18 protein-coding genes are annotated in these 22,543 nt (G+C 31.3%); 17 read left to right on the top strand and 1 reads right to left on the bottom strand.

Annotated features, from left to right (window positions below):
- Positions 1-13: 13 nt before the first annotated feature.
- The 15 genes from VB776_RS16645 to VB776_RS16715 all read left to right on the top strand — a co-directional run bounded on the left by VB776_RS16645 (position 14) and on the right by VB776_RS16715 (position 18,938).
- The gene (locus VB776_RS16645) at positions 14-1,078 is read left to right on the top strand and encodes a glycosyltransferase (protein WP_323697978.1); all 1,065 of its coding nucleotides are present in this window, start codon (positions 14-16) and stop codon (positions 1,076-1,078) included.
- Positions 1,075-1,998: a glycosyltransferase family protein gene (locus VB776_RS16650; protein WP_323697979.1), complete on the top strand. Its 924-nt coding sequence runs from the start codon at positions 1,075-1,077 to the stop codon at positions 1,996-1,998. Before VB776_RS16645 ends, VB776_RS16650 begins: the two co-directional genes overlap by 4 nt.
- Complete coding sequence (locus VB776_RS16655) at positions 1,995-4,802, top strand: hypothetical protein (protein WP_323697980.1); 2,808 nt, start codon at positions 1,995-1,997, stop codon at positions 4,800-4,802. The genes VB776_RS16650 and VB776_RS16655 overlap by 4 nt, the downstream gene beginning before the upstream one ends.
- A 64-nt stretch (positions 4,803-4,866) precedes the next feature.
- Complete coding sequence (locus VB776_RS16660) at positions 4,867-6,060, top strand: alginate lyase family protein (RefSeq protein ID WP_323697981.1); 1,194 nt, start codon at positions 4,867-4,869, stop codon at positions 6,058-6,060.
- 84 nt (positions 6,061-6,144) lie between these two features.
- Complete coding sequence (locus VB776_RS16665; RefSeq protein WP_323697983.1) at positions 6,145-7,320, top strand: delta-aminolevulinic acid dehydratase; 1,176 nt, start codon at positions 6,145-6,147, stop codon at positions 7,318-7,320.
- Complete coding sequence (locus tag VB776_RS16670; protein WP_323697985.1) at positions 7,307-7,846, top strand: acyltransferase; 540 nt, start codon at positions 7,307-7,309, stop codon at positions 7,844-7,846. The genes VB776_RS16665 and VB776_RS16670 overlap by 14 nt, the downstream gene beginning before the upstream one ends.
- 11 nt (positions 7,847-7,857) lie before the next feature.
- Positions 7,858-9,165, top strand: coding sequence for a nucleotide sugar dehydrogenase (locus VB776_RS16675; RefSeq protein WP_323697987.1), 1,308 nt, complete (start codon positions 7,858-7,860; stop codon positions 9,163-9,165).
- Between the two features lie 11 nt (positions 9,166-9,176).
- On the top strand, positions 9,177-10,355 hold the full coding sequence (locus tag VB776_RS16680) for a glycosyltransferase family 4 protein (RefSeq protein WP_323697988.1): 1,179 nt from the start codon (positions 9,177-9,179) through the stop codon (positions 10,353-10,355).
- A gap of 552 nt (positions 10,356-10,907) precedes the next feature.
- Positions 10,908-11,966, top strand: a complete 1,059-nt coding sequence (rfbB, locus tag VB776_RS16685) for a dTDP-glucose 4,6-dehydratase (protein WP_323697990.1) — start codon at positions 10,908-10,910, stop codon at positions 11,964-11,966.
- 11 nt (positions 11,967-11,977) lie between these two features.
- The gene (rfbA, locus tag VB776_RS16690) at positions 11,978-12,841 is read left to right on the top strand and encodes a glucose-1-phosphate thymidylyltransferase RfbA (RefSeq protein WP_323697992.1); all 864 of its coding nucleotides are present in this window, start codon (positions 11,978-11,980) and stop codon (positions 12,839-12,841) included.
- Positions 12,842-12,876: 35 nt separating this feature from the next.
- Positions 12,877-13,410 (top strand): dTDP-4-dehydrorhamnose 3,5-epimerase, encoded by a 534-nt coding sequence (gene rfbC, locus VB776_RS16695; protein WP_323697994.1) that lies wholly within the window; start codon positions 12,877-12,879, stop codon positions 13,408-13,410.
- 11 nt (positions 13,411-13,421) lie between these two features.
- On the top strand, positions 13,422-14,282 hold the full coding sequence (gene rfbD / locus VB776_RS16700; protein ID WP_323697995.1) for a dTDP-4-dehydrorhamnose reductase: 861 nt from the start codon (positions 13,422-13,424) through the stop codon (positions 14,280-14,282).
- Between the two features lie 52 nt (positions 14,283-14,334).
- A complete protein-coding gene (locus VB776_RS16705; protein ID WP_323697996.1) occupies positions 14,335-15,405 on the top strand; it encodes a mannose-1-phosphate guanylyltransferase in 1,071 nt (356 codons plus the stop codon).
- A 396-nt stretch (positions 15,406-15,801) separates the two neighbouring features.
- Positions 15,802-17,196, top strand: a complete 1,395-nt coding sequence (locus VB776_RS16710; RefSeq protein ID WP_323697998.1) for an undecaprenyl-phosphate glucose phosphotransferase — start codon at positions 15,802-15,804, stop codon at positions 17,194-17,196.
- A 350-nt stretch (positions 17,197-17,546) separates the two neighbouring features.
- Entirely contained in the window at positions 17,547-18,938 is a 1,392-nt protein-coding gene (locus VB776_RS16715) for an undecaprenyl-phosphate glucose phosphotransferase (protein WP_323698000.1), read from the top strand.
- 45 nt (positions 18,939-18,983) lie between these two features.
- Here the strand turns inward: VB776_RS16715 and VB776_RS16720 are convergent, their stop codons facing one another.
- Positions 18,984-19,724 carry a tyrosine-protein phosphatase gene (locus VB776_RS16720; protein WP_323698002.1) on the bottom strand — a complete coding sequence of 247 codons (741 nt, stop codon included), beginning with the start codon at positions 19,722-19,724 and terminating at the stop codon, positions 18,984-18,986.
- A gap of 303 nt (positions 19,725-20,027) precedes the next feature.
- Between VB776_RS16720 and fucP the strand changes: the two genes are divergently transcribed.
- Both fucP and VB776_RS16730 read left to right on the top strand, forming a co-directional pair.
- Entirely contained in the window at positions 20,028-21,263 is a 1,236-nt protein-coding gene (gene fucP, locus VB776_RS16725) for an L-fucose:H+ symporter permease (protein WP_323698004.1), read from the top strand.
- Between the two features lie 218 nt (positions 21,264-21,481).
- Complete coding sequence (locus tag VB776_RS16730) at positions 21,482-22,507, top strand: zinc-binding alcohol dehydrogenase family protein (protein ID WP_323698006.1); 1,026 nt, start codon at positions 21,482-21,484, stop codon at positions 22,505-22,507.
- Positions 22,508-22,543 lie beyond the last annotated feature (36 nt).

The following is a 22,543-nucleotide window of genomic DNA, read 5'->3' on the forward strand; positions in this document are numbered from 1 at the left end:
ACACTGAAATATTATGGAGAAGATATTACTAATTTCTAATTATGCTCATCATTATCGCTTGAAAAACTACAATTACTTTTCAGAGCAGTTCAAAAAATGTGGCTACGAATTTGTACTTTTAACTGAAGGTATGGATAAAGTTGATTTTAGTATTAACTATCCGATTATTGTTGAAAAACAAAATATTACTAAGTACATTCAAGTAATTGAAGAAACAAAACCCAGTGCTGTAATCATTTTTTTGCACTTAAAAGATATTGTTAATTATCCAGTTTCTATTTACTGCAAGTTGAAAAGCATACCTTCCATTTTTTGGAACAAAGGTATTAATATCAAGACTCCAAATAACTTTATTAAAAACCAATTCTATTATTTTCTCCACAACATTGCTGATGCTATTGTTCTTTATACTCCGAATGAAATAAAAGACATTAGACCACGAAACCACAGTAAAGTTTTTTTTGGGTATAATACTTTATCATTTGAGGGACTTGATAAAGATAAAGTACCTGATCTTGCTTATGTAAAAAATAAGTATGGAATTAAAGAAGATAATATAGTATTGTTTGCAGCTACTATTAAGGAAGATAAAAAGTTAGATGCTTTATTAAAAGAACCATGTTTAGATAAATCCATAGCTGTGGTAATAGCCGGAAAAGGGATCAATGAAGAGCAGCTTACCTTGATAAATTCATATAGCAACTACTATTATATCGGTACAATTCCCTACGATGATTATGAAATGAACGCTTTATTCAAGGCTTGTAAATTTTTTACAACTCCAGGGGACTTAGGTTTAGCATTGAATCAAGCGCTATTTTGGGGAAAACCTGTTGTTGCATTAGACGTTCCACACTCGGTCGAAATCTATTATTTAGTGAATGATTACAATGGTTATTTAGCCAAAAATATGAAAGATTTTTGGAGTTTTATCCAAGATTTGAATCAAGATAGCGATAGATATATGCAATTTTCAGCAAACTGTTTTGAGAGCTTCGATAATAAGGCTCACATTTCTAATATGTATAATGGTTTTGAATCAGCTGTGAAATTTGCCACTAAAAGAGATACAAAATGAATATAACCATAGGAATTATAATTGTTGATTATCACACAGTTTTGCATACGATTAACTATATTAATGAACAGCTTGTTCTTAATACAGTTTCGAATAAAATTGTTATAGTACTTAATGATGTGCTTCAAACTGAGGTTGATCAAATAACCTCAGCTTTAGATTGTGAAGTGATAAATGGACAAAAGCAGATTGACTTACAAAAAAATATATATGTAATTCTCTCGCCTGAAAATTTAGGATATGCCAAAGGAAATAACTTAGGTGCGAAATTTTTAGTTGATTTTTTTGAAGTTGATTTTTTGTGTATTTGCAATAATGATTTAAATTTTAGAGGTGAGAATCCTTTTGTCAAATTAATATCAAAATTAGAAGAAAAGCTTGATGTAGGTGCTATAGGACCTAAAATTATAGGATTGGAAAATGAAAATCAAAGTCCTCATAAATTTGTATCTATATTTGATAAATATCTTTTTAGAAATATTCTAACGCCATTTATCAATTTGTTTAGTAAAACTTCAAGATATAGTGCAGTCGTTGATAATGCACAAGAAGGATATTATTATCGTTTGATGGGCTGTTTTATTGTATTGAGGACAAAATCATTTATTGAGTGTGGAATGTTTGATGAAGGTACTTTTTTATTTGGGGAGGAAGCTATTTTATCAGAAAGGTTATTGCGTATTAGTCAAAAATGTTACTTTGTACCAGATGTATGTATTGTACATGAGCATGGTAAAACCATAAGTAAGTTTTTTAAGAAACGAAAAAGATTAGAACAAGAATTTATTACTGATAAGTACTATTATATCAAGTATTTAGGCGTTAGCGAATTTTCAGTCATGTTGGCAAAAATTTGTTTTTATATATTCATTTCATTGAATTATTTTAAGGATAACATAAAAAGCACATCAAAAAAATGAGTTTTGAACTTAATTCCATACAATTGTTTGAAGTTATAGAGATTGGCATAGCATCAATTCTGTCATTTTCATTGGGTTTGAATATAAATGGAGGGGACATTTATAAGCCTATTTATCATTCAATAAATAAGACTTATTTATATTTTACTTTATTATCATGTTTTGTATTAACATCATTTTTGGTTATTACTAATCTTTCAGAGATTTATTTTCCGATACTATTGATAGCAAGTTTTTTCCTAAATATTTGGCCAGTAAATGGCCAATATTTAATACGAAAAACAACTTTGAATAGTTATTCTAACTTGTTTTTTTTATACTTGTTGATAGCATTTGCTTTTATTGATGTATTTTCTACTTCAGATTACAAATTGCCTGCTATTAATTTTGTAGTCTTCGTGGTACAAACGCTTTTAATTGGTAATTTATTAATCTGGGTCATTAATAGATTTCTTTATAGAAGTTTGAGGGCATCAATGGTTTTTCTATTTATAGTCATGTTAATAATTTATAAAATCAATTCTGACCTATTCTTGTATTCAAATATAATAGCTACTATTTGGTTTGGCTATAATGTTAGAAACACAGTTTTTAGTACTGCTTATAGAAAAAATATAAATTATATATTAGCTAAGGATTATTTGATTTTAGTAGCTACATTGGTCTGTACTATCGTGCTTTTACCTAATTTAATTATCTCTGAATATACCATAACAATATTATCCTCATTTGCTTTCTGTTTTTTACTTATTGTTGTCAACAAAAAGGTATTTGTTGGGAAGTATTTCGCCTCTGTATTACTAAGTATTATCTGTCTGAGTAAAAGTAGTTTGCCAACTGAAGATACTTTATTTTACAACCAGATTTTGATTTTTTTACTTATTTTATCGCTTAGTAATTATGTCTTATTTACCTTGAATAAATCCAAATTTGAAATTTATGTAAATAAAGAAAATTCTGTTGAAAAAGAATCGGATAAGTCCAATTCTAAACTATTTGTAGATTTTATTGAAAATCCCATAGGTTCAAGATTGCAAGATTTTTCATTTGCTGGTTTTAATTATAAGGGTGATGTCTCTTTAACTAATCTAAAAAACTTAAGAGAGTATAATGTTAGTGAGTTCGGAATAAAACCAAATTTAAATATTGATTCAACGAGAGATATACAATCTTTGGTTAATGATATTGGTCAAAAAGGAGGAGGTGTCTTATTCTTTCCTGCTGGAAAGTATAACTTGAATGCAGATAAGCATCAAATGAATTTCCTTGAAATTAATTATTCAAATATAATTTTAAAAGGTGAAATAATTAATGCCAGTAATAAAACTGTTTTTGTATCACACAATCATACGTTAATTGGCAGTAAAAACCCTTGGTTATCCCCTTTCTTAATTACTTATGGGACAAGGCTACAAAAAACAAATTTATTTTGGGGTTTACAGTTTAAAAATAAAAAGCAGGTTAAAACAAGAAGTAATTCACTTACTGATCCTGGTAGTGATGGCGTAATTCAATCTCCAGAGTTTGCAACAAATATTACATGCGATTCATATAAAGGAGACACAATTTTAAAAGTTTCCGATTCATCTACATTGATTGATACCAAATGTATTTTGATTGGTATGTATAATACCACTGAGGATGGGAATTTGATAAAGTTGCTTTTAAATAGAGATGTATTACCTGATGAATGGCAAACTGCACATAGAGCTGGCCCAGAAAAAGCTCCTTCTTTTCAATGGTTAGTTGAAATCGATGAAATTATCGACCAAAATACTATACGCTTAAAACAACCTTTAAGGAGAGACATTATTACAGAATTTGAGCCTGAAGTTTATTGTGTTCCTATGATTGAAAATGTAGGTATCCAAGATATTACATTCGACTGTAAATGGGATGGCGTATTTAGACACCACGGTGCCCCTATTTATTTTTCTACAAAACAGTCGCAAATAATGGATTATGGTTGGAATGCAGTTAACTTCTGCCGAGTTTCACATGGATTTATGAGAAATGTTGAAATTTTAAATTTTACAAATCCAATCTATGTTCAAGATAGTAGAAATGTAACAATTGAAAATGTAAATGTAAGTGGTCACGACGGACATCAAGGAATCAAACTTTATGGGCATTCTTGTGATAATCTAATGCGAAATATAACATTTTCTAATCATTATGCTGATATGATTGGTGGTGAAGGAAATTGTTATGGGAATGTATTTACAGAAATAAGTTATGTGAATTCAGAGAATAAACCAGTTGACTTTGATTTTCATGGATTTTCTGAAGGTCCCTTTAGCCCACCGTCATATACATTATTTGACAATTGCCATGGTTTTCGAGGAATTAAGGCATCGGGTACTTTATTTAATCAACCTGCTTGTGCTTTAGATAATGTTTGGTGGAATATATCAAGCGAGGGTTTTGAGGGCTCTACTGAGATTTTTAAACATGATCAATATAAATTCAAAAGTAAAATACGTGTGAATCTGAGTGCAATGTATAGAGCAACGATATATTGTCTTCAAAGAAGCTTGTTTGACTTCAAAACTTTTGCTTATGCTTTTAGTCTGAAAAAAGAAGATTTGATTAAGACAGGTTTAATCAGAGAAAAGCACTTTACTATTTTTAAAAACTCTATTATTATTGGTTATCGAAACCCTAATAACGTAACCATTGGTGGACGAAAACATGATTATTCAAATGAATCTGTTTTTATAGAGAATCTAAATAAAGTGAAGTCTGTCCCCGTTTCTTTGTATAAAGAGCAGCTAAGGCTTAGAACTGAAAATTTAATATTATAGTATCAAAAAGGTGTTCTTACTGTAAGATGGTGTAACAGATAATAGTGTTTTAAATTCAGATGGTATGTTAAAAATATTGTTATTTCCCTTTTGTTTATTGTATTCTAATAATTTGTATTCCCCTATTCCCAGAGATTCTATTCAATTATTTTTTACAAATTTCAAGGAAATTTCAAACACGAAAAAGTTAGCAAAAGTAGATGATATTATTAGAAAAAATATAGATATACTCACTCATGAAGCTGATAATTTATTTGAAAAGCCCTTGTATTCGATAAGTAGTAAAAAAACAATGCCTCCTAGCGGTGATTTCCATGATTATTTAAGCATGGCTTATTATTGGTGGCCTGATTCTTCAAAATCGGATGGATTACCCTACATACGAAAAGATGGTCAAAGAAATCCTGAAAGCTTAAAAATTGAAGATTCTCGTAATCTAAATATTATGATTTCTATGGTATGGAAGTTGTCATGGGCATATTTTTTTACAGAAAACGAAAAATATGCATCTAAGGTTGCTCAAATCTTGAGATTTTGGTTTTTGAACCCATCTACAAGAATGAACCCTAATCTTAACTATGCACAGTTTATACCTGGAATAGTCGAAGGAAGAGGAAGTGGAATTATTGATTTTCACAGATTACCATTTATAATCGAATCAATAGGTTTAATAAGTTGCTCAAAGTTCTTGACAAGTCAAGATAAAATTGGATTAAAAAACTGGTTTGAAAATTATTTGGATTGGCTACAAAACAGTAAAAATGGAGCTAAGGAATCAAAAGCTAAGAATAATCATGGTTCATACTACAATACTCAATTAGCAATATGTGCGTTATTTACTGGAAATACTCACGTGGCTGATCGTACATTTCAAAAGAGCTTTGACCTTATTTCATATCAAATTGATAGCGAGGGTAAACAGCCCGAAGAATTAAAAAGAACTCTGAGTTTCATGTACTCATCCTTCAACTTGCAAGCATGGCTATTGTTGGCCAACATGGCACAAACAAGAGGAGTAGATTTGTGGCATTATCATTCAAATGATGGAAGGAGCTTAGCTAAAGCGATTAGCTATTTAGTTCCTTTTGCAACTGGGACAAAGAAATGGGAGTACAATCAAATCAAACCCATTAATACCGAAGGATTATTTGGCTTGTTTGTGGTTGCATCAAAGAAATTCAATGATAATAAATATAGAAATGCTGCCTTAATGATAGAGGGCAAGGAAGATGTAATCTCCAAACTGATTTTTAGATAAGTTAGGATACATTGATTTACATAGTTTGTTTTACTAGATAATTACAGTATTAAAAGTAGGTAATATTATTTAAATTCAAAATGTATGATTGAGCATAAACAAGTGTTTGAGAAACTGAAAAATTATTGCGAAGATAACAATTTTAAAGGTTATGATCCATTTGATGGACTTAACAGTACTTTTTTCCAATCAGTACCATTTGCAAAAAACAATAGTTTAATAAGACTTACTTGGCTTCAATTTTTTAAAAGATCTCCAATAAATCTTAGAAAGATTGCAGGGGTTTCAAAAGACTTCAACCCAAAAGGATTAGGACTTTTTCTACAAGGCTATTGTAATATTTACAAGATTAACCCGCAAAAGGAATATCTTAATAAGATTGAATATATTATAGGAGAAATTAAAAAACTAGTCTCTCCAGGATATTCTGGAGATTGTTGGGGATATAATTTTGATTGGCAGGCTAGGGCTTTTTTTCAACCTAAAGGTACCCCAAGTGTTGTCGTTACTTCTTATATTGCCTGTGGATTGCTAGATGCCTATGAAATTCTTAAATCAGAAGAGCTATTGAAAATGGCGAGATCAGCCTGTGATTTTGTACTTAAAGACTTAAATAGGACATATGATAATGATGGGGATTTTTCGTTCTCCTATTGTCCATTAGACCATACACAAGTTTTTAACGCTTCGTTGTTAGGTGCTCGTATCCTATGCCGAGTATATTATTATACACAAGAAGAAATACTTATTTCTGAATCCAAAAAGGTTGTTTCATTTGTCTGCAAATATCAAAACCCAAACGGTTCATGGGCATATAGCCCATTGCCTTATCATAAATGGATCGACAATTTTCATACTGGTTATAATCTTGAATGTATTTATTTGTACAAAACAGTGTCAAATGATGACTCTTTTGATGAATTCATTGATAAAGGGTTAGACTACTATTTGAATACTTTTTTTGAAGAATCTGGTTTGCCTAAGTATTATAGCGATTCCAAATACCCGATTGATATGCACACAACTGCTCAGCTTATTGTAACGTTATATAAGTTAGGTAAACTTAATGAGAATATTAAATTAGTAGAGAAAGTATTAAAGTGGAGTTTTGATAATATGTTCGACCATAAAAGAGGGTATTTTTATTACTACAAAGAAAAGTGGGGAACTATTAAAATATCTTATATACGTTGGATTCAAGCTTGGATGTTTGTAGGATTATCATATTATATAACATTCGACGAAAATGAGAAAAATTAAATTACAATGCTTTTTTATTTTACTTCAACTTTTCAATTTTATATACTGGATTTGCTTCCCTTTATTCATTAGAAGGTTTCTGTTATTACTTACAGGTTCGAAAATTGGAAAAGATTCTGTTGTCCAAAATGTAAAATTTTTTTCATTTGGAAAGCTAAATATAGGTAATAATACAATTATTAATTCAGGTTGTTATTTAGATAATCGAAGAGGTATAACAGTCGGAAATCATTGTGTTATAGCCCACGATACAAAAATTTATACATTGGGACATGAGATAGATGATTTAAAATTTAAAACAAAAGGTAAAAATGTAGACATTGAAGATTATGTCATTATATTTTCAAATGTTTTAATTATGCCTGGTGTAAGCATTGGAAAAGGGAGTGTCATTTTGCCTGGAAGCGTTGTTACAAAGGACATCCCAACAATGAAAGTAGTTGGAGGTAACCCTGCAAAAATTATTAGAGATAGACAGGTTCTTCATTCAGATAAAGAACCTTATAAATATTGGTTTTCACTATAATTTTTTCACACATGAGAATAAGTATTTTTGGATTAGGCTACGTAGGATGCGTAAGTTTAGGCTGTTTAGCAAAAAATGGTCATAATGTAATCGGTGTAGATGTAAACATCGACAAAATTAATCAAATCAATTCAGGGAAAGCTACTATAATTGAAGCTGAAATTGAAGATATTATCGAGGAAGGCTTCAAAGCAGGTAAATTATCAGCTACAACTGATATTGTTTATGCTATTGAGAATTCAGAAATCTCAATAGTTGCTGTTGGAACCCCTTCGACAGAAAAAGGACACTTGAATCTTGATTATATCTTTAAAGTAGCAGAAAATATAGGTGCTGCTTTGAAAGATAAAAATGAGTATCATGTAATTGCAATTCGTTCTACTGTGTTACCTGGTACTTGTGAAAAATTTGCTCGAATTGTTGAAGAGAAATCTGGTAAGAAAAGTGACGTTGATTTTGCATTGGTGGATAACCCAGAATTTTTGAGAGAAGGAACTGCTGTTAGAGATTATTTTAATCCGCCTCTAACTTTAATTGGGGGAACTAGCGAAAAAGCGACTTCTATTATGGCTAAATTATACGAGAACCTACCAGGGGAGATAATTATTGCTGATACAAAAGTAGCTGAAATAATGAAGTATGTTAACAACACTTATCATGCTTTGAAAATATCATTTGCAAATGAAGTTGGTAATATATGCCAAAGCCTTGGTATAGACTCGCTTAAAGTAATGGACATTTTTAGCAAGGATAAGGAACTTAATATTTCACCATATTACTTTAAACCTGGTTTTGCTTATGGAGGATCATGTTTACCGAAAGATTTAAAAGGTCTACAAACACTTGCACATGATTTGTATGTTGATGTTCCAGTTATTAGTAGTATTGATAAGACAAATCAGATTCAATTAAATAGAGCAATTAGTTTGTTGAGTAAATATTTTGGAAAGAAAATAGCTGTATTAGGTTTAAGTTTTAAGGCAGGGACAGATGATTTAAGGAATAGCCCATCGGTAGATATTGTTGAAACTTTGATTGGAAAAGGTTTTGATATTTCCATATATGATGCCAATATTCAAATGGCACAATTGACAGGAAAAAATAAGGATTATATTGAGAAAAGAATTCCACATTTATCTAGTTATATGGTAGAAAACTTGGAAAATTTAGTTCATAATTCAGATATAATTGTTGTTGCAAATAATGAGAAGGAGTTCAAAGAGGTATTAGTGTCTGTTAAAGGTAAAGTAATTATAGATATGGTGCGTTTACCTAAAGATGTAAGGGTAAAGAATCAATACATTGGTATCAACTGGTAAACACACACTTAATGAGAAAGCATATACTTTTTATTGTGGAAAATCTTCCCGTACCCTTTGATAGAAGGGTATGGCAAGAAGCCACCTCTCTTCAGGAATCTGGATTTGATGTTTCGATAATATGTCCAATAATGAAAGGATATACAGAGAAATATGAACGCTTAGAAAATATAGATATTTACCGACATCCACTTCCAATTGAGGCAAGTGGCGGTTTTGGATATTTAGCAGAATATTCAATAGCCATATTTTGGTGGTTTGTCTATAGTTTTAAAATTTATTTTAAAAAACCCTTTCATGTAATTCATGGCTGTAATCCTCCTGATTTAATATTTTTAGTTGGAATTGTATTTAAATTATTTGGTGTAAGGTATGTATTTGATCATCATGATATTAATCCTGAGTTGTATGTAGCTAAATTTGGTAAAAAAGATATACTTTACAAGTGTATGGTACTTTTTGAAAGACTAACTTTTAAGGTCGCTGATTTTAGTATTGCTACAAATGAATCGTATAAAGAAATTGCCATAAGAAGGGGAGGAATGAAACCTGAAAATGTTCAAGTTGTAAGAAGTGGTCCAAAAATTGAAAAATTAAGAATTACTCCTGCTAAAGATGAATATAAGAAAGGTAGAAAGTATTTAGTAGGTTATATTGGCACAATCGGTGAACAAGAGGGTATTGATTTACTATTGGATTCAGTAGCCATTATTGTCAAAAAACGTAAAGATGTACAGTTTGCCATTGTTGGAGGAAGTACTATCCTTGAAGAATTAAAATCCTTAACTGCCTCAATGGGACTATCTGAACATGTTGATTTTTATGGTAGAGTTCCTGACCAGATTTTGCTTGATATTCTTAATACAGCCTCCGTTGGTGTTAATCCTGATAAACCGACAGAGATGAATAACCTATCTACTATGAATAAAATCATGGAATATATGGCATTGAAAAAGCCAATTGTTCAATATGATTTAAAAGAGGGGAGATATTCTGCTCAAGAAGCGTCATTGTACGTAACCCCTACTGATACTAACGAGTTTGCAGAAAAAATTATGTATTTATTAGATAACGAAGAGATACGAATTAAAATGGGTAATTATGGTTATAATAGGGTTCTAACGGAATTATCTTGGGATTTTGAGAAAGTTAAACTTGTGAAGTTTTATAACACTGTTTTGACTTCGTAGTAAAAAGATATTTAAGTGAATATGTCAATAATTTTAGTAAAGTTCCAATAATTATTTTTGTTTGTAACAAAGAAAATATTAAAACAAATCAAAGAGGTCAAATCGTCTCATTTTCTTGTTACTCTTAATTGAGTATAGGCATAACGTCTATTAAGTGGATAGTAGAAGAACTTATTAACTGACATAGAGTTTGTTTAGTTTAACTTAATTTCATATTATGTTACATCAACGAATATTATATACCTTTGAGCAATAATCCAAATATAAATCAATAACTTCCTGATTTTTGACTAAACTTCTTTAATTTATCAGTATTTTATATACAACCATTCATTTTCAGTTTTATTGAAATTAACGTTTCATAGTTGTTGTTCTTGAATGAAGTCTATTTTTACATGAACTCAAGATAAGTATATTTATTTCTCAAACTGGGAAATAAATATACTTTAGAAATGTCTTAATAAAGTAGTATAAATATGAAACTTTGTGAATTTTTGGGTAAAATAGTGTCGATACGTCGTTGTGCATACAATATTTAACACATTTCAATTTATGAAGAAACTATTAATCACAGGTGGAGCGGGTTTTATTGGCTCACATGTTGTCAGACTATTCGTTACTAAATATCCTGAATATCAAATATTTAATTTGGATAAATTAACTTATGCTGGGAATTTAGAGAATTTAAGAGATATTGAAAATCAACTTAATTATACTTTTGTAAAAGGCGATATTGTTGATGCTAGTTTTATCGACGCATTATTTGCAGAACATCAGTTTGATGGGGTTATTCATTTAGCTGCAGAGTCTCATGTTGACCGTTCTATCTCTGAACCAATGGCTTTTGTCATGACCAATGTTGTAGGTACTTGTAATTTATTAAACGCTGCTAAAAATACTTGGAAAGCATCTGGTTATGAAGGGAAACGTTTTTATCATGTTTCTACCGATGAGGTTTATGGAGAATTACACAATCCAGAAGATTTCTTTACAGAGACAACTCCTTATGACCCTCGTTCTCCTTACTCTGCTTCAAAAGCTTCGTCTGATCACTTTGTAAGAGCTTATGGTAATACTTATAAGTTACCCGTTGTTATTACGAACTGTTCTAATAACTATGGCCCGAATCATTTCCCTGAGAAATTATTGCCTTTAATGATTCACAATATATTGAATAATAAACCATTGCCAGTGTATGGGAAAGGCGAAAATGTAAGAGATTGGTTGTTTGTAGTTGACCATGCTAGAGCAATTGATACCGTTTTCCATGACGGAGTACTTGGCGAAACTTACAATATCGGTGGATTTAACGAATGGAAAAATATTGACATCGTTATGTTGGTTTGCAAAACGATGGACAGTAAACTTGGAAGACCAGAGGGAACTTCAGAACAGTTAATTACTTATGTAACTGACCGTGCTGGACATGATTTAAGATACGCTATTGATGCCACAAAAATCATGAACGAATTAGGTTGGAAACCATCATTACAATTTGAAGAAGGTCTTGAGAAAACCGTAGATTGGTTTTTGAACAACCAAGAATGGCTTGATAATGTTACTTCGGGGAATTATCAAAAGTATTACGATTCGATGTACACAAACCGATAAACCGATAAAAAATGAAAGGAATTATTCTAGCTGGTGGTTCGGGAACCCGTCTTCATCCACTAACCTTAGCAGTAAGTAAACAATTAATGCCTGTTTACGACAAACCGATGATTTACTATCCGCTTTCTATTTTGATGTTGGCGGGCATTAAAGAAATCTTAATTATTTCAACTCCTCACGATTTACCACATTTCAAAAAGCTTTTGGGAGATGGTTCACAAGTAGGCTGTAGATTTGAATATGCAGAGCAGCCCTTACCAAATGGATTAGCTCAGGCTTTTGTGATTGGAGAAGAATTTATTGGAGATGATAAAGTCGCTTTAGTTTTAGGTGATAATATTTTCTACGGAAGTGGATTGAGTAAATTACTTCAATCTAACAACGACCCAGAAGGCGGAGTGGTATATGCCTACCAAGTACATGACCCAGAAAGATATGGCGTAGTAGAATTTGATAATGATTTCAATGTACTTTCTATTGAAGAAAAGCCAGTTGAACCAAAGTCAAATTATGCAGTACCAGGTTTATACTTTTATGATAACTCAGTGGTTGAAATTGCTAAAAATATTGCACCTTCGCCAAGAGGAGAATATGAAATCACAGATGTGAACAAAGAATACCTAAAACAAGGTAAACTGAAAGTTGGTGTATTGAATAGAGGAACAGCTTGGTTAGATACTGGAACTTTTGTTTCATTGATGCAAGCAGGACAATTTGTACAAGTCATTGAAGAAAGACAAGGATTAAAAGTAGGTTGTATCGAAGAAGTGGCTTACAGAATGGGATTCATTGATGAAGAACAACTCAGAAAAGTAGCAGAACCACTCGTTAAAAGTGGGTATGGAAAATACCTTTTGGGGTTGTTGAAAGCATAATTTAAATCAAGCTATAGCATAAAAAAATATCAAAGATGAAAGTAACAGAAGCTAGTTTAAAGGATGTGTTAATTATTGAACCTACTGTATTTGAAGATGCTAGAGGAGTATTTTTTGAGTCATTTAATAGTATTACATGGGCTAAGCAGGGTTTGCCATCAGAATTTGTTCAAGACAATCAATCTTTCTCTGTAAAGGGAGTTTTAAGAGGCTTACATTTTCAACAAGGAGAATTTGCTCAGGGGAAACTAGTTAGAGTAATTACAGGAAGAGTACTCGATGTAGCAGTTGATATTAGACCTGATTCTCCAACTTTTGGAAAATGGGAGTTTTTTGAGTTAGATGGAAAGTCTAATAAAATGGTTTATATTCCAGTTGGTTTTGCTCATGGTTTTTTAGCTTTAGAAGATAGTATATTCTCTTATAAATGTACTGCAGGATATAATAAAGCATCAGAAGGTGGAATTATTTGGAATGACCCTGTTCTGAAGATTGAGTGGCCAGTTGAAAACCCTAATATATCTGATAAGGATTTGATACTACCAACATTTGAATCATATTTTGTTTAATATAAGATAATATGAATATTTTAGTTTTTGGAGGTGTTGGGCAGTTAGGTCAATGTCTAAAGAAAGTCGCCGATACCCGTAAAATAGAAGGATTAATCTATTTAGATGAGGTTCAAGGAAATATAGTTGACACTGCTTTGTTGAAAAGTTTATTTGAGCAATACCAACCTCAATATGTTATTAATTGTGCAGCATATACTGCTGTAGATAAGGCGGAAGATGAGGTTGATTTGTCAAGATTAATCAATAAAACAGGTGCTGAAAATATTGCCAATGCTTGTGTGGAGCATAACACAATTTTAATTCATATTTCCACAGATTTTGTATTTGAAGGAAATGTACCTAAAGCCTTGAATGAGGAAGATGTGGCAGAACCTATCAACGTATATGGATTAACAAAATTAGAAGGAGAACAAGCAATTGCACAAATCACCAATCAATATTTTACCTTAAGAACAAGTTGGTTGTATTCTGAATTTGCTAATAATTTTGTTAAAACAATGCTACGATTAGGTAAAGAGCGAGATGAATTAGGGGTTATTATTGACCAAGTAGGTTCGCCAACTTATGCAGTTGATTTAGCTGGTTGTATTTTGGAAATAATTACTTCTAAAAGTGACGCTTATGGTTTATATCATTATAGTAATGAAGGTGTAACTTCTTGGTACGATTTTGCTAAAGCAATTTTTGAATTGTCTAATTGTCCAGTTAAAGTAAAGCCTCTAAAAACAATAGAATATCCTACAAAAGCAACAAGACCTACTTATTCTGTAATGGATAAAAGTAAGATTAAAAGCTCATTAGGAATTGAAATTCCTTATTGGAGAGATAGTTTGGCCATATGCATTAAAGTGTTAAGTGCAAAAAGCTAAACAGCTTTTTCGTAATGTTTAAGAGGTTAATTATATTAGCAAACACATCAGAATGAAAAATAATTATGTGGTAATCATGGCAGGGGGAGTTGGTACTCGCTTTTGGCCTTTCAGTAGAACTAATAACCCTAAACAATTTCACGATGTTTTAGGTACTGGTAGAACGCTATTACAACAAACAGCAGATAGGTTTGAGGGAATATGTTTGCCTGAGAACATCTATATAGTCACTAGTGATATTTATGTTGATTTAGTAAAGCAACAATTACCTTTTTTGAAGGATGAGCAGATACTTATGGAGCCATGCAGAAAAAATACAGCTCCATGTGTTGCTTATGCTAGCTTTAAAATAGCTAGTCTTAACCCCGATGCCAATATCGTAGTTGCCCCAGCTGATCATATTATACTGAAAGAGGAGACTTTTAAGGATAAGATTAAAATATGTTTAGTTGAAAGTGAAAAAAATGGAGCTATTGTAACTTTAGGTATTCGTCCAACTAGACCTGATACAGGTTATGGTTATATCCAATTTGAGCAAAATGAAAAGGCAGAGGTGCTTAAGGTAGAAAGTTTTAGGGAAAAGCCTAACCTGGCATTAGCAAATGAGTTTATCGCCAGCGGTAATTACGTTTGGAATGCTGGTATATTTATTTGGACTGCCAAAACTATCAAAAAAGCATTTTTTGATTACAGTACAGCACTTGCAAATATCTTTGAAAAAGGGAACGAATACTATTATCGTTTAGAAGAACAGGGTTTTATAAATGAAATTTATCCTAGTTGTGAGAGTATTTCTATTGATTATGCTATTTTAGAGAAAGCTAATAATGTTTATGTAGTACTTGGTGATATAGGTTGGTCTGATTTAGGTACTTGGAAATCGCTTTATGAGGTGTCGGCTAAAGATGAGAGTAATACTGTGGTTGATGGTAATGTCATGTTGTATAATGTGAAAAATACAATTGTCAAAACGCCTAAAGAAAGATTGGTGGTAGTACATGGTTTGGATGGCTACATTATTGCGGAGTTCGATAATGTACTGATGATTTGTCAGAAAGAACAGGAGCAACAAGTCAAAACTTTTGTGGCAGATGCAGCGAAGATAGATGAAAAATATGTTTAGATATAAACCATCAAAAAGCCACCAATCTTACAAGATGGTGGCTTTTTTAATACTTATTTTATCCTTAAAAATTAATAAAATAAGTCAGTGCTGCCAAAAGGATGATTAAAGTAATTCTTCCCCATATTTGAAGTGTGTATTTTGATTCATTGCTCATAATGTAAAGGAGGTTTAAGATATGTAAATGATAAACAAAACTAAATTGTATTCAAATTTACGATTATTTAAGCTAAATTTAGTTGAAATAAAGCATCAATTTATTAAACGGTAACAATTATACTGTTTTTGTCAATATTCTAAGAAATAATTGTCTTTCATTTTGAGTTAAAAGTTTAAATCCAATTATTGTCATTCGACATTTATAATTCGCTAACATCCCAATAAATATTTTCTATTATGCCTCAAAGTATAAGTAAAGTGAGTTATTTCAGGTTGTTGTCTGATATCATCGCTATCGTATGTGTTTTTGTATTTTCTTCATTTATCACTAAACCTGAATTTGAAAAAAGTGATAGCATATTATTAATATTACTTATTATAGGTTGGTATTTTTCCACTAAAATATCAAATACTTATGATGACTTTAGAACGGAAAGATATATAGGAGAATTGTTGTTAATCTTTCAGAATGTTCTTGTTCAATCTATTATAGCTGGACAGGTTTTATTCATTTTGAATAGACATGAATATACTCGAAGATTTGTACTAGCATATATTATCATTCTATCAATCGTCTTAATTATTAAAAACTATATTATTAAAAAAATACTATTGAAGTACCGTCAAAAAGGAGGTAATATAAAAAATGTAGTATTTGTTGGTTATAATGAAATTACTTCAAATCTAATATCACAAATTCAAGATAATCCGCATTATGGATTTAAAGTAATTGGTATTATCGCTAAAGAGGAAGAGGGCTATGATTTTGGAGGGAACACTTATTTAGGAGATTTGCAGAAATTTCTAACAATGAATGAGGATTATAAAATTGATGAAATTATTATCACTACTGAAGAGATTTCCAATCATTTAATGCAAAAAATATTTGTATTATCAGAGAGAAGGGCAATCAGAACTAAAATTGTTCCAAGTTACATTACTTATTATCCAAGTAGATTACAATTCAAGTTTTTTGGTAACTATCCATTAATTACTTTTAGAAGTGAGCCTTTACAGGAATATCATTGGAGATTAGTAAAAAGAGTTTTTGATATTGTATTCTCATTATTTGTCTTTGTATTTATTTTCTCATGGTTATTTCCTATCGTGGCTATCTTAATCAAGTTGGATTCTAAAGGGCCAGTGTTTTTTAGGCAATATCGTTGGGGTAAGGATAATAAAAAATTCAAATGTTTTAAGTTTAGATCAATGAAAGCTGAGAGTAAAGATGTTACCGAAAAGGGTACATTTAATCAGGCTCAAATGAATGATCCAAGAATTACAAAGTTAGGTCAGTTTTTAAGATCATCCAGCCTAGATGAATTGCCTCAATTTATCAATGTATTATTAGGTGATATGTCAATAGTTGGTCCAAGACCACATGCTCATGAACATAATATTCGTACTAAAGATGAAGTAGATAGTTATTTAGTGAGACATTGGATTAAGCCGGGAATCACAGGATGGGCTCAAGTAAATGGATATAGAGGAGAAACAAAAACTATTGAGCAGATGGAACAAAGAGTGAAATACGATATTTGGTATATTGAAAATTGGTCTTTGGGGTTGGATTTTAAAATTATATTCATGACAGTTTATAATGTAATTAAAGGAGAAGAAATGGCATATTAATTTATTGAGAATGATGATTTTCAATAATAAATAAAAAGCAATACGATATTATGTTGTATTGCTTTTGTCATTTAAATCAAAATATTGTAATATTTTGATTTTTATTGTGTTTATTTTGTAAATATTTTATTTTCTATTTAAATTGAAATTTATAAGAAAACTATTGTTTATGGTACTGTATATCAGGAAATTACAAGTTGGTAATGTTTTTTTGTAAGCTTTGACTCAGTTTTTTTAGATAGTTTGAAGCTTATAAATATACCGTTTAATAGATTTTTTTGTGACTATCCAACATAGATTGTAAATTTGCCTCAGGAGAACTCAATCAATAGCACATTAAATATAAATTTATGATGAAAGACTACTTTGGAAGAGAACATTATTATTTACGATTGCTCACTGATATTTTAGTGTTGTCATTATCTTTTTATCTGACTTCGGTAGTTAGTAATCGTAATAGTTTTATTCACGATAGAGAGGTTTTTGTACTTTTGGTAATAGTTTGGTATTTTTCAAGTAAAATTATTCATGTTTATGATGATTTTAGAACGCTTAAGTTTATTGATGAATTTTTACTATTAGTACCAGTAATTGCTATTCAAGCATTAGTGATTATCCTCTTTTTGTTCTTTCTTAACGATAGAGACAACGCCCGTAGGTTTGTTGGTGAATATTGTGGGATGCTTTTTTTGTTTCTTGCTATCAAAAAATATTTATTAAAAAAGTTTTTCCAATTCCTTAGGAAAAAAGGTAGAAATACTAGAAATCTGTTAATTGTAGGTAGTTCGGAAATGGGTATTTCTTTTTTTGATTTTGTAAAGAATAATACTCAATTTGGTTATAATCCAGTAGGTTTTATAGATGAAACAAAGTCTGTGTATCTCAATGGTTTGTATAAAGGTAATTTTGAGGAGGTTGATAAAATTATTGTTGAGAATGGTATTGATGAAATTGTCGTTGCGATGCCTCAGTTCAATAAACAACAGCTAGATAAAATTATAGCTGCTGGCGAACGAAATGCCATTAGGACTAGAATTATTCCCGATTACTTTAGGTTTAGCTCAAATAAATTTAAAATGGGTATGTTCGGTAACTTTCCGATGATTACTGTAAGAGATGAACCTTTAAATCAATTACACTGGAGACTTATCAAGAGAACTATTGACTTAGTTTTTAGTCTATTGCTGTCGGTATTTATTTTTTCTTGGCTGTTTCCAATCATCGCAATCCTTATTAGGCTTGAATCAAAAGGGAGTATTTTCTTTATTCAGGAAAGATGGGGACGAAATAAAGAAATCATTCGTTGTTTGAAGTTTAGGACTATGTATAGCGAAAGTAAAGTAATAGTCGATGGTAAATTCCAACAAACTACTGAAAATGACCCAAGAATTACTAAAATCGGTAGATTTTTGAGAAAAACTAATTTAGATGAACTTCCACAATTTTTAAATGTAATAGGTGGCTCGATGTCAGTTGTTGGTCCTAGACCACATGCTGTACAACATAATATTGAAAGTCAGGCTTTGATTAATAATTATGCTTTACGTAATTGGGTAAAACCAGGAGTAACTGGTTGGGCGCAAGTAAACGGTTTGAGAGGAGAAACAAAAGATTTTAGTTTGATGCGGAAAAGGGTTGTATTTGATATTTGGTATATTGAAAACTGGACGCCTTGGTTAGACTTTAAAATTGTGATAATGACAGTTTATAATATGTTTAGGGGAGAAGATATGGCATATTAATTGAAAGAAAAAGGCTTGAGAACTAAATTCTCAAGCCTTTTTCTTTTATACTTTCTGGTTCAAGTGCTTCATTTTTGATATTTTACTGAGAATACTTTTGGACTGTAATACTTTGTTTAATATTCTCAAATCTTCTGGTCTGTGTAAATCTGTTCCAAAGAACTCATATACATTCATATCTAATAGTTTATTGGCAACTTCATTGGCTTTCCCTCCATACTGATTTACTAAAGACATTAAGTTTAGCTGTAAATGACAGCCCAATGCCTTTAATTCTTCAAATTTACTAAGGTTTTCACTCAAGTATAAATACCTTTCAGGATGTGCAATGATAGGACGATACCCTTTTGTCCGTAAATTAAAAATAGTAGATTCTAAATTGATTGGTGCCGCCACAAATGAAAACTCTACTAGAATATATTTATCTCCGAAGGTTAATAAATTATCGCTTTCTAATAATCCTGTAAATTGCTCATCTATCTTATATTCTGCAGCTACTTCTATTTCAATATCAATATTAGCTTCTACTAAGGCTTCTTTTAATGTTTTTAATCCTGCTTTAATGACTTCAGGCGTATTCGGATATACTTCTGCCATGATGTGTGGCGTAGTAATGATTTTGGAGAAGCCTAATTCTTTTAATTTTTGAATACAAATAATTGAGTTTTCAATATTTGTACAGCCATCATCAATTCCTGGAATGAGATGAGAATGAATATCCGTACCAATAAATGAAAAATCTGTGACTTTAGGAGTATCTGATGATTTTTTGAAAAATGAAAACATATCTTTAATTTAAGCTAAGAGCTGGTAGCTTTGAGCCATGAGCTTTTTTTTTGACCTATTGGTTTTGTACTTTGACCTACTATCTTAATTTTTATACAAAAATCTCTATTTAAGTGGTAAAGCAGAAAGAATCATGCTAAAATACCATAAATCTTTGATAATAATGTGAATGATATATGTTTGTAAATGTTTTTTCTTTGTATTATCAAATTATTAATGAAAAAGAAGAGTAGTTTATGATTTTTTCTACTTGTTATAGACGATTCAACATGTATCAATCTTAAACTATTAATATATTTATTTATGAAAAACAGATATTTAGTACCTTTTATTTTATTGACTACCTTGTTTTTCCTTTGGGGATTTGCACATAATTTAAATCCGATTCTAATTCCACACCTCAAAAAAGCTTGTCAGTTATCAGATTTTCAATCTTCATTAATTGATGGCTCTTTTTTTATTGCATATTTCATCATGGCAATACCAGCAGGGATGGTAATGAAACGATTTGGTTATAAAACTGGTATTATTGCAGGCCTACTTTTATTTGCTATTGGTGCATTCTTATTTATTCCTGCTGCTAATACAAGAGTTTTTGGACTTTTCTTAACAGCTTTATTTGTGATTGCTAGTGGATTAACATTTTTAGAAACAGCAGCTAATCCTTACATGACTGTACTGGGTGAACCCGAAGGAGCAGCACAAAGACTAAATCTTGCGCAATCTTTCAATGGTTTGGCTGCAACGATTGCTCCGTTATTGGGGGGACTTTTTATTTTATCTGGGAATACTTTAACGAGTGTCGAGACAGCTTCGATGTCAACAGAACAAATGAGTGCGTTTTTAGATGGCGAAGCCGCAACTGTAAAATTGCCTTATTTAATCATCGGGATTATCGTGTTATTGGTAGCTGTTTTATTGTACAAAAGTAAATTACCTGAAATTACTGAGGCTGGTCATGATATAGAATTACCAACAGGTAGCCAGTCGATTATGCGTCATAAACATTTGGTTTGGGGAATTGCTGCTCAGTTTTTTTATGTAGGAGCGCAAGTGTGTGTATCTAGCTTTTTTATTCGCTATTTAGGAAAAACGGCTGGTATTGATGAAAAAACAGCAGCGAATTATTTATCGGCTGCATTATTATGTTTTATGGTTGGTCGATTCATTGGTACTTTCTTAATGAAATATATTAGTCCAAATATACTGCTAGCCATATACGCTTTGGTAAATATTATTTTGTTAACTGTGGTAGTTATTTATGGCGGAATGATTTCGGTATATGCTTTGATTGGAGTAGAGTTCTTCATGTCAATCATGTTCCCAACCATTTTTTCTTTAAGTATTCAATCGTTGGGGAAAGAAACAAAAATTGGTTCGTCTTTAGTAATTATGTCAATCGTGGGTGGAGCAATATTTCCACTTATCATGGGCAGAATGTCAGATTTGATGAGTATTCAAGTGGCTTATGCTGTTCCGTTAATTTGCTTCTTTGTCGTTTTTTACTTCGGTTGGAAAGGTTCGAAAGTAAAAGCATAAATCTGATTTTTAGCGTATAAACCTATAAGGATTTATGCTCTAAATTCTCATTATAAGATAATTAAGGAAATCCTTATAGGTTTAATCAGATAGTTATTTGTAATGTTTAGTCAAAATCAACTGCGAACTCATTCGTTCGCAGTTGAGACGCTAATGTCTTTACAAATGATTTCGGTATAGTTTTTAATCAAGCATAATAATTAAATATATTAAAATTAGTGAAAACAATTATTCTAAATCAACCTGGCGAGTTTCAGTTAATCTCAAGGGAAATTGATGATAAGTTGGCCGATAATGAAGCACTTATCAAAATTCATAAAATTGGTATTTGTGGAACGGATTATCATGCTTATCGAGGAAAACAACCTTTTTTTTCGTATCCAAGAGTACTAGGTCATGAATTAGGAGCGGAGGTTATTGCTTTGGGAAAGGCGGTAAATACAAGTGAATTAAGTATTGGCGATAAAGTATCTGTTGAGCCATATCTAAATTGTGGAAAATGTCAGGCTTGTTTGAATAACAAACAAAACTGCTGTGAGAACATCAAAGTAATGGGTGTGCATACGGATGGCGGAATGACTGAGTACGTGAAAATTCCTGCTCATAAATTACATCGTTCAAAAATTTTGGGCTATGAACAATTGGCTTTAGTAGAAACGTTGGGTATTGGTGCTCATGCTGTACAAAGAGCAAGTGTTAGTCAGAATGATATTGTGTTAGTGATTGGTGCTGGTCCGATTGGTTTATCTGTCATTCAGTTTGCAAAATTGCATGGGGCTAAAATAGCAGTAATGGATTTCAATGTTCAAAGACTTGATTTTGCTAAAGAACTATTCGATACTGATGTTTCCGTATTAGCGAAAGAGGGCTTTACATCTGATGATTTAAAAGCTACTTTGAATGGAGCATTGCCAACGATTGTTTTTGATGCTACTGGTAACCCTCAATCAATGATGAAATCTTTTTCTTATTTAGCTTTTGGTGGAAAATTGGTTTTCGTAGGTCTTTTTCAAGGAGATGTTACTTTCTTTGATCCAGATTTTCATCGTAAGGAAATGACGCTTTTTGCTAGTAGAAATTCACTTCCAGCTGATTTTAAAATGATTATTAAAAATATGGAAGAAGGAAAAATTCAAACACAGGCTTGGCTTACGCATGAAGCAGCGTTTGAAGAATTACCAGATGTTTTTGAATCATGGCTGGATCCAAGTTCAAGAGTGATTAAGGCAATGGTGACTGTCTAGGATTTTGTCTATCTGCTTTGGGCTGTCGGATAGGAT

This window comes from Arcicella gelida (assembly GCF_034931025.1).
In the GTDB taxonomy this organism is placed as follows: domain Bacteria; phylum Bacteroidota; class Bacteroidia; order Cytophagales; family Spirosomataceae; genus Arcicella; species Arcicella gelida.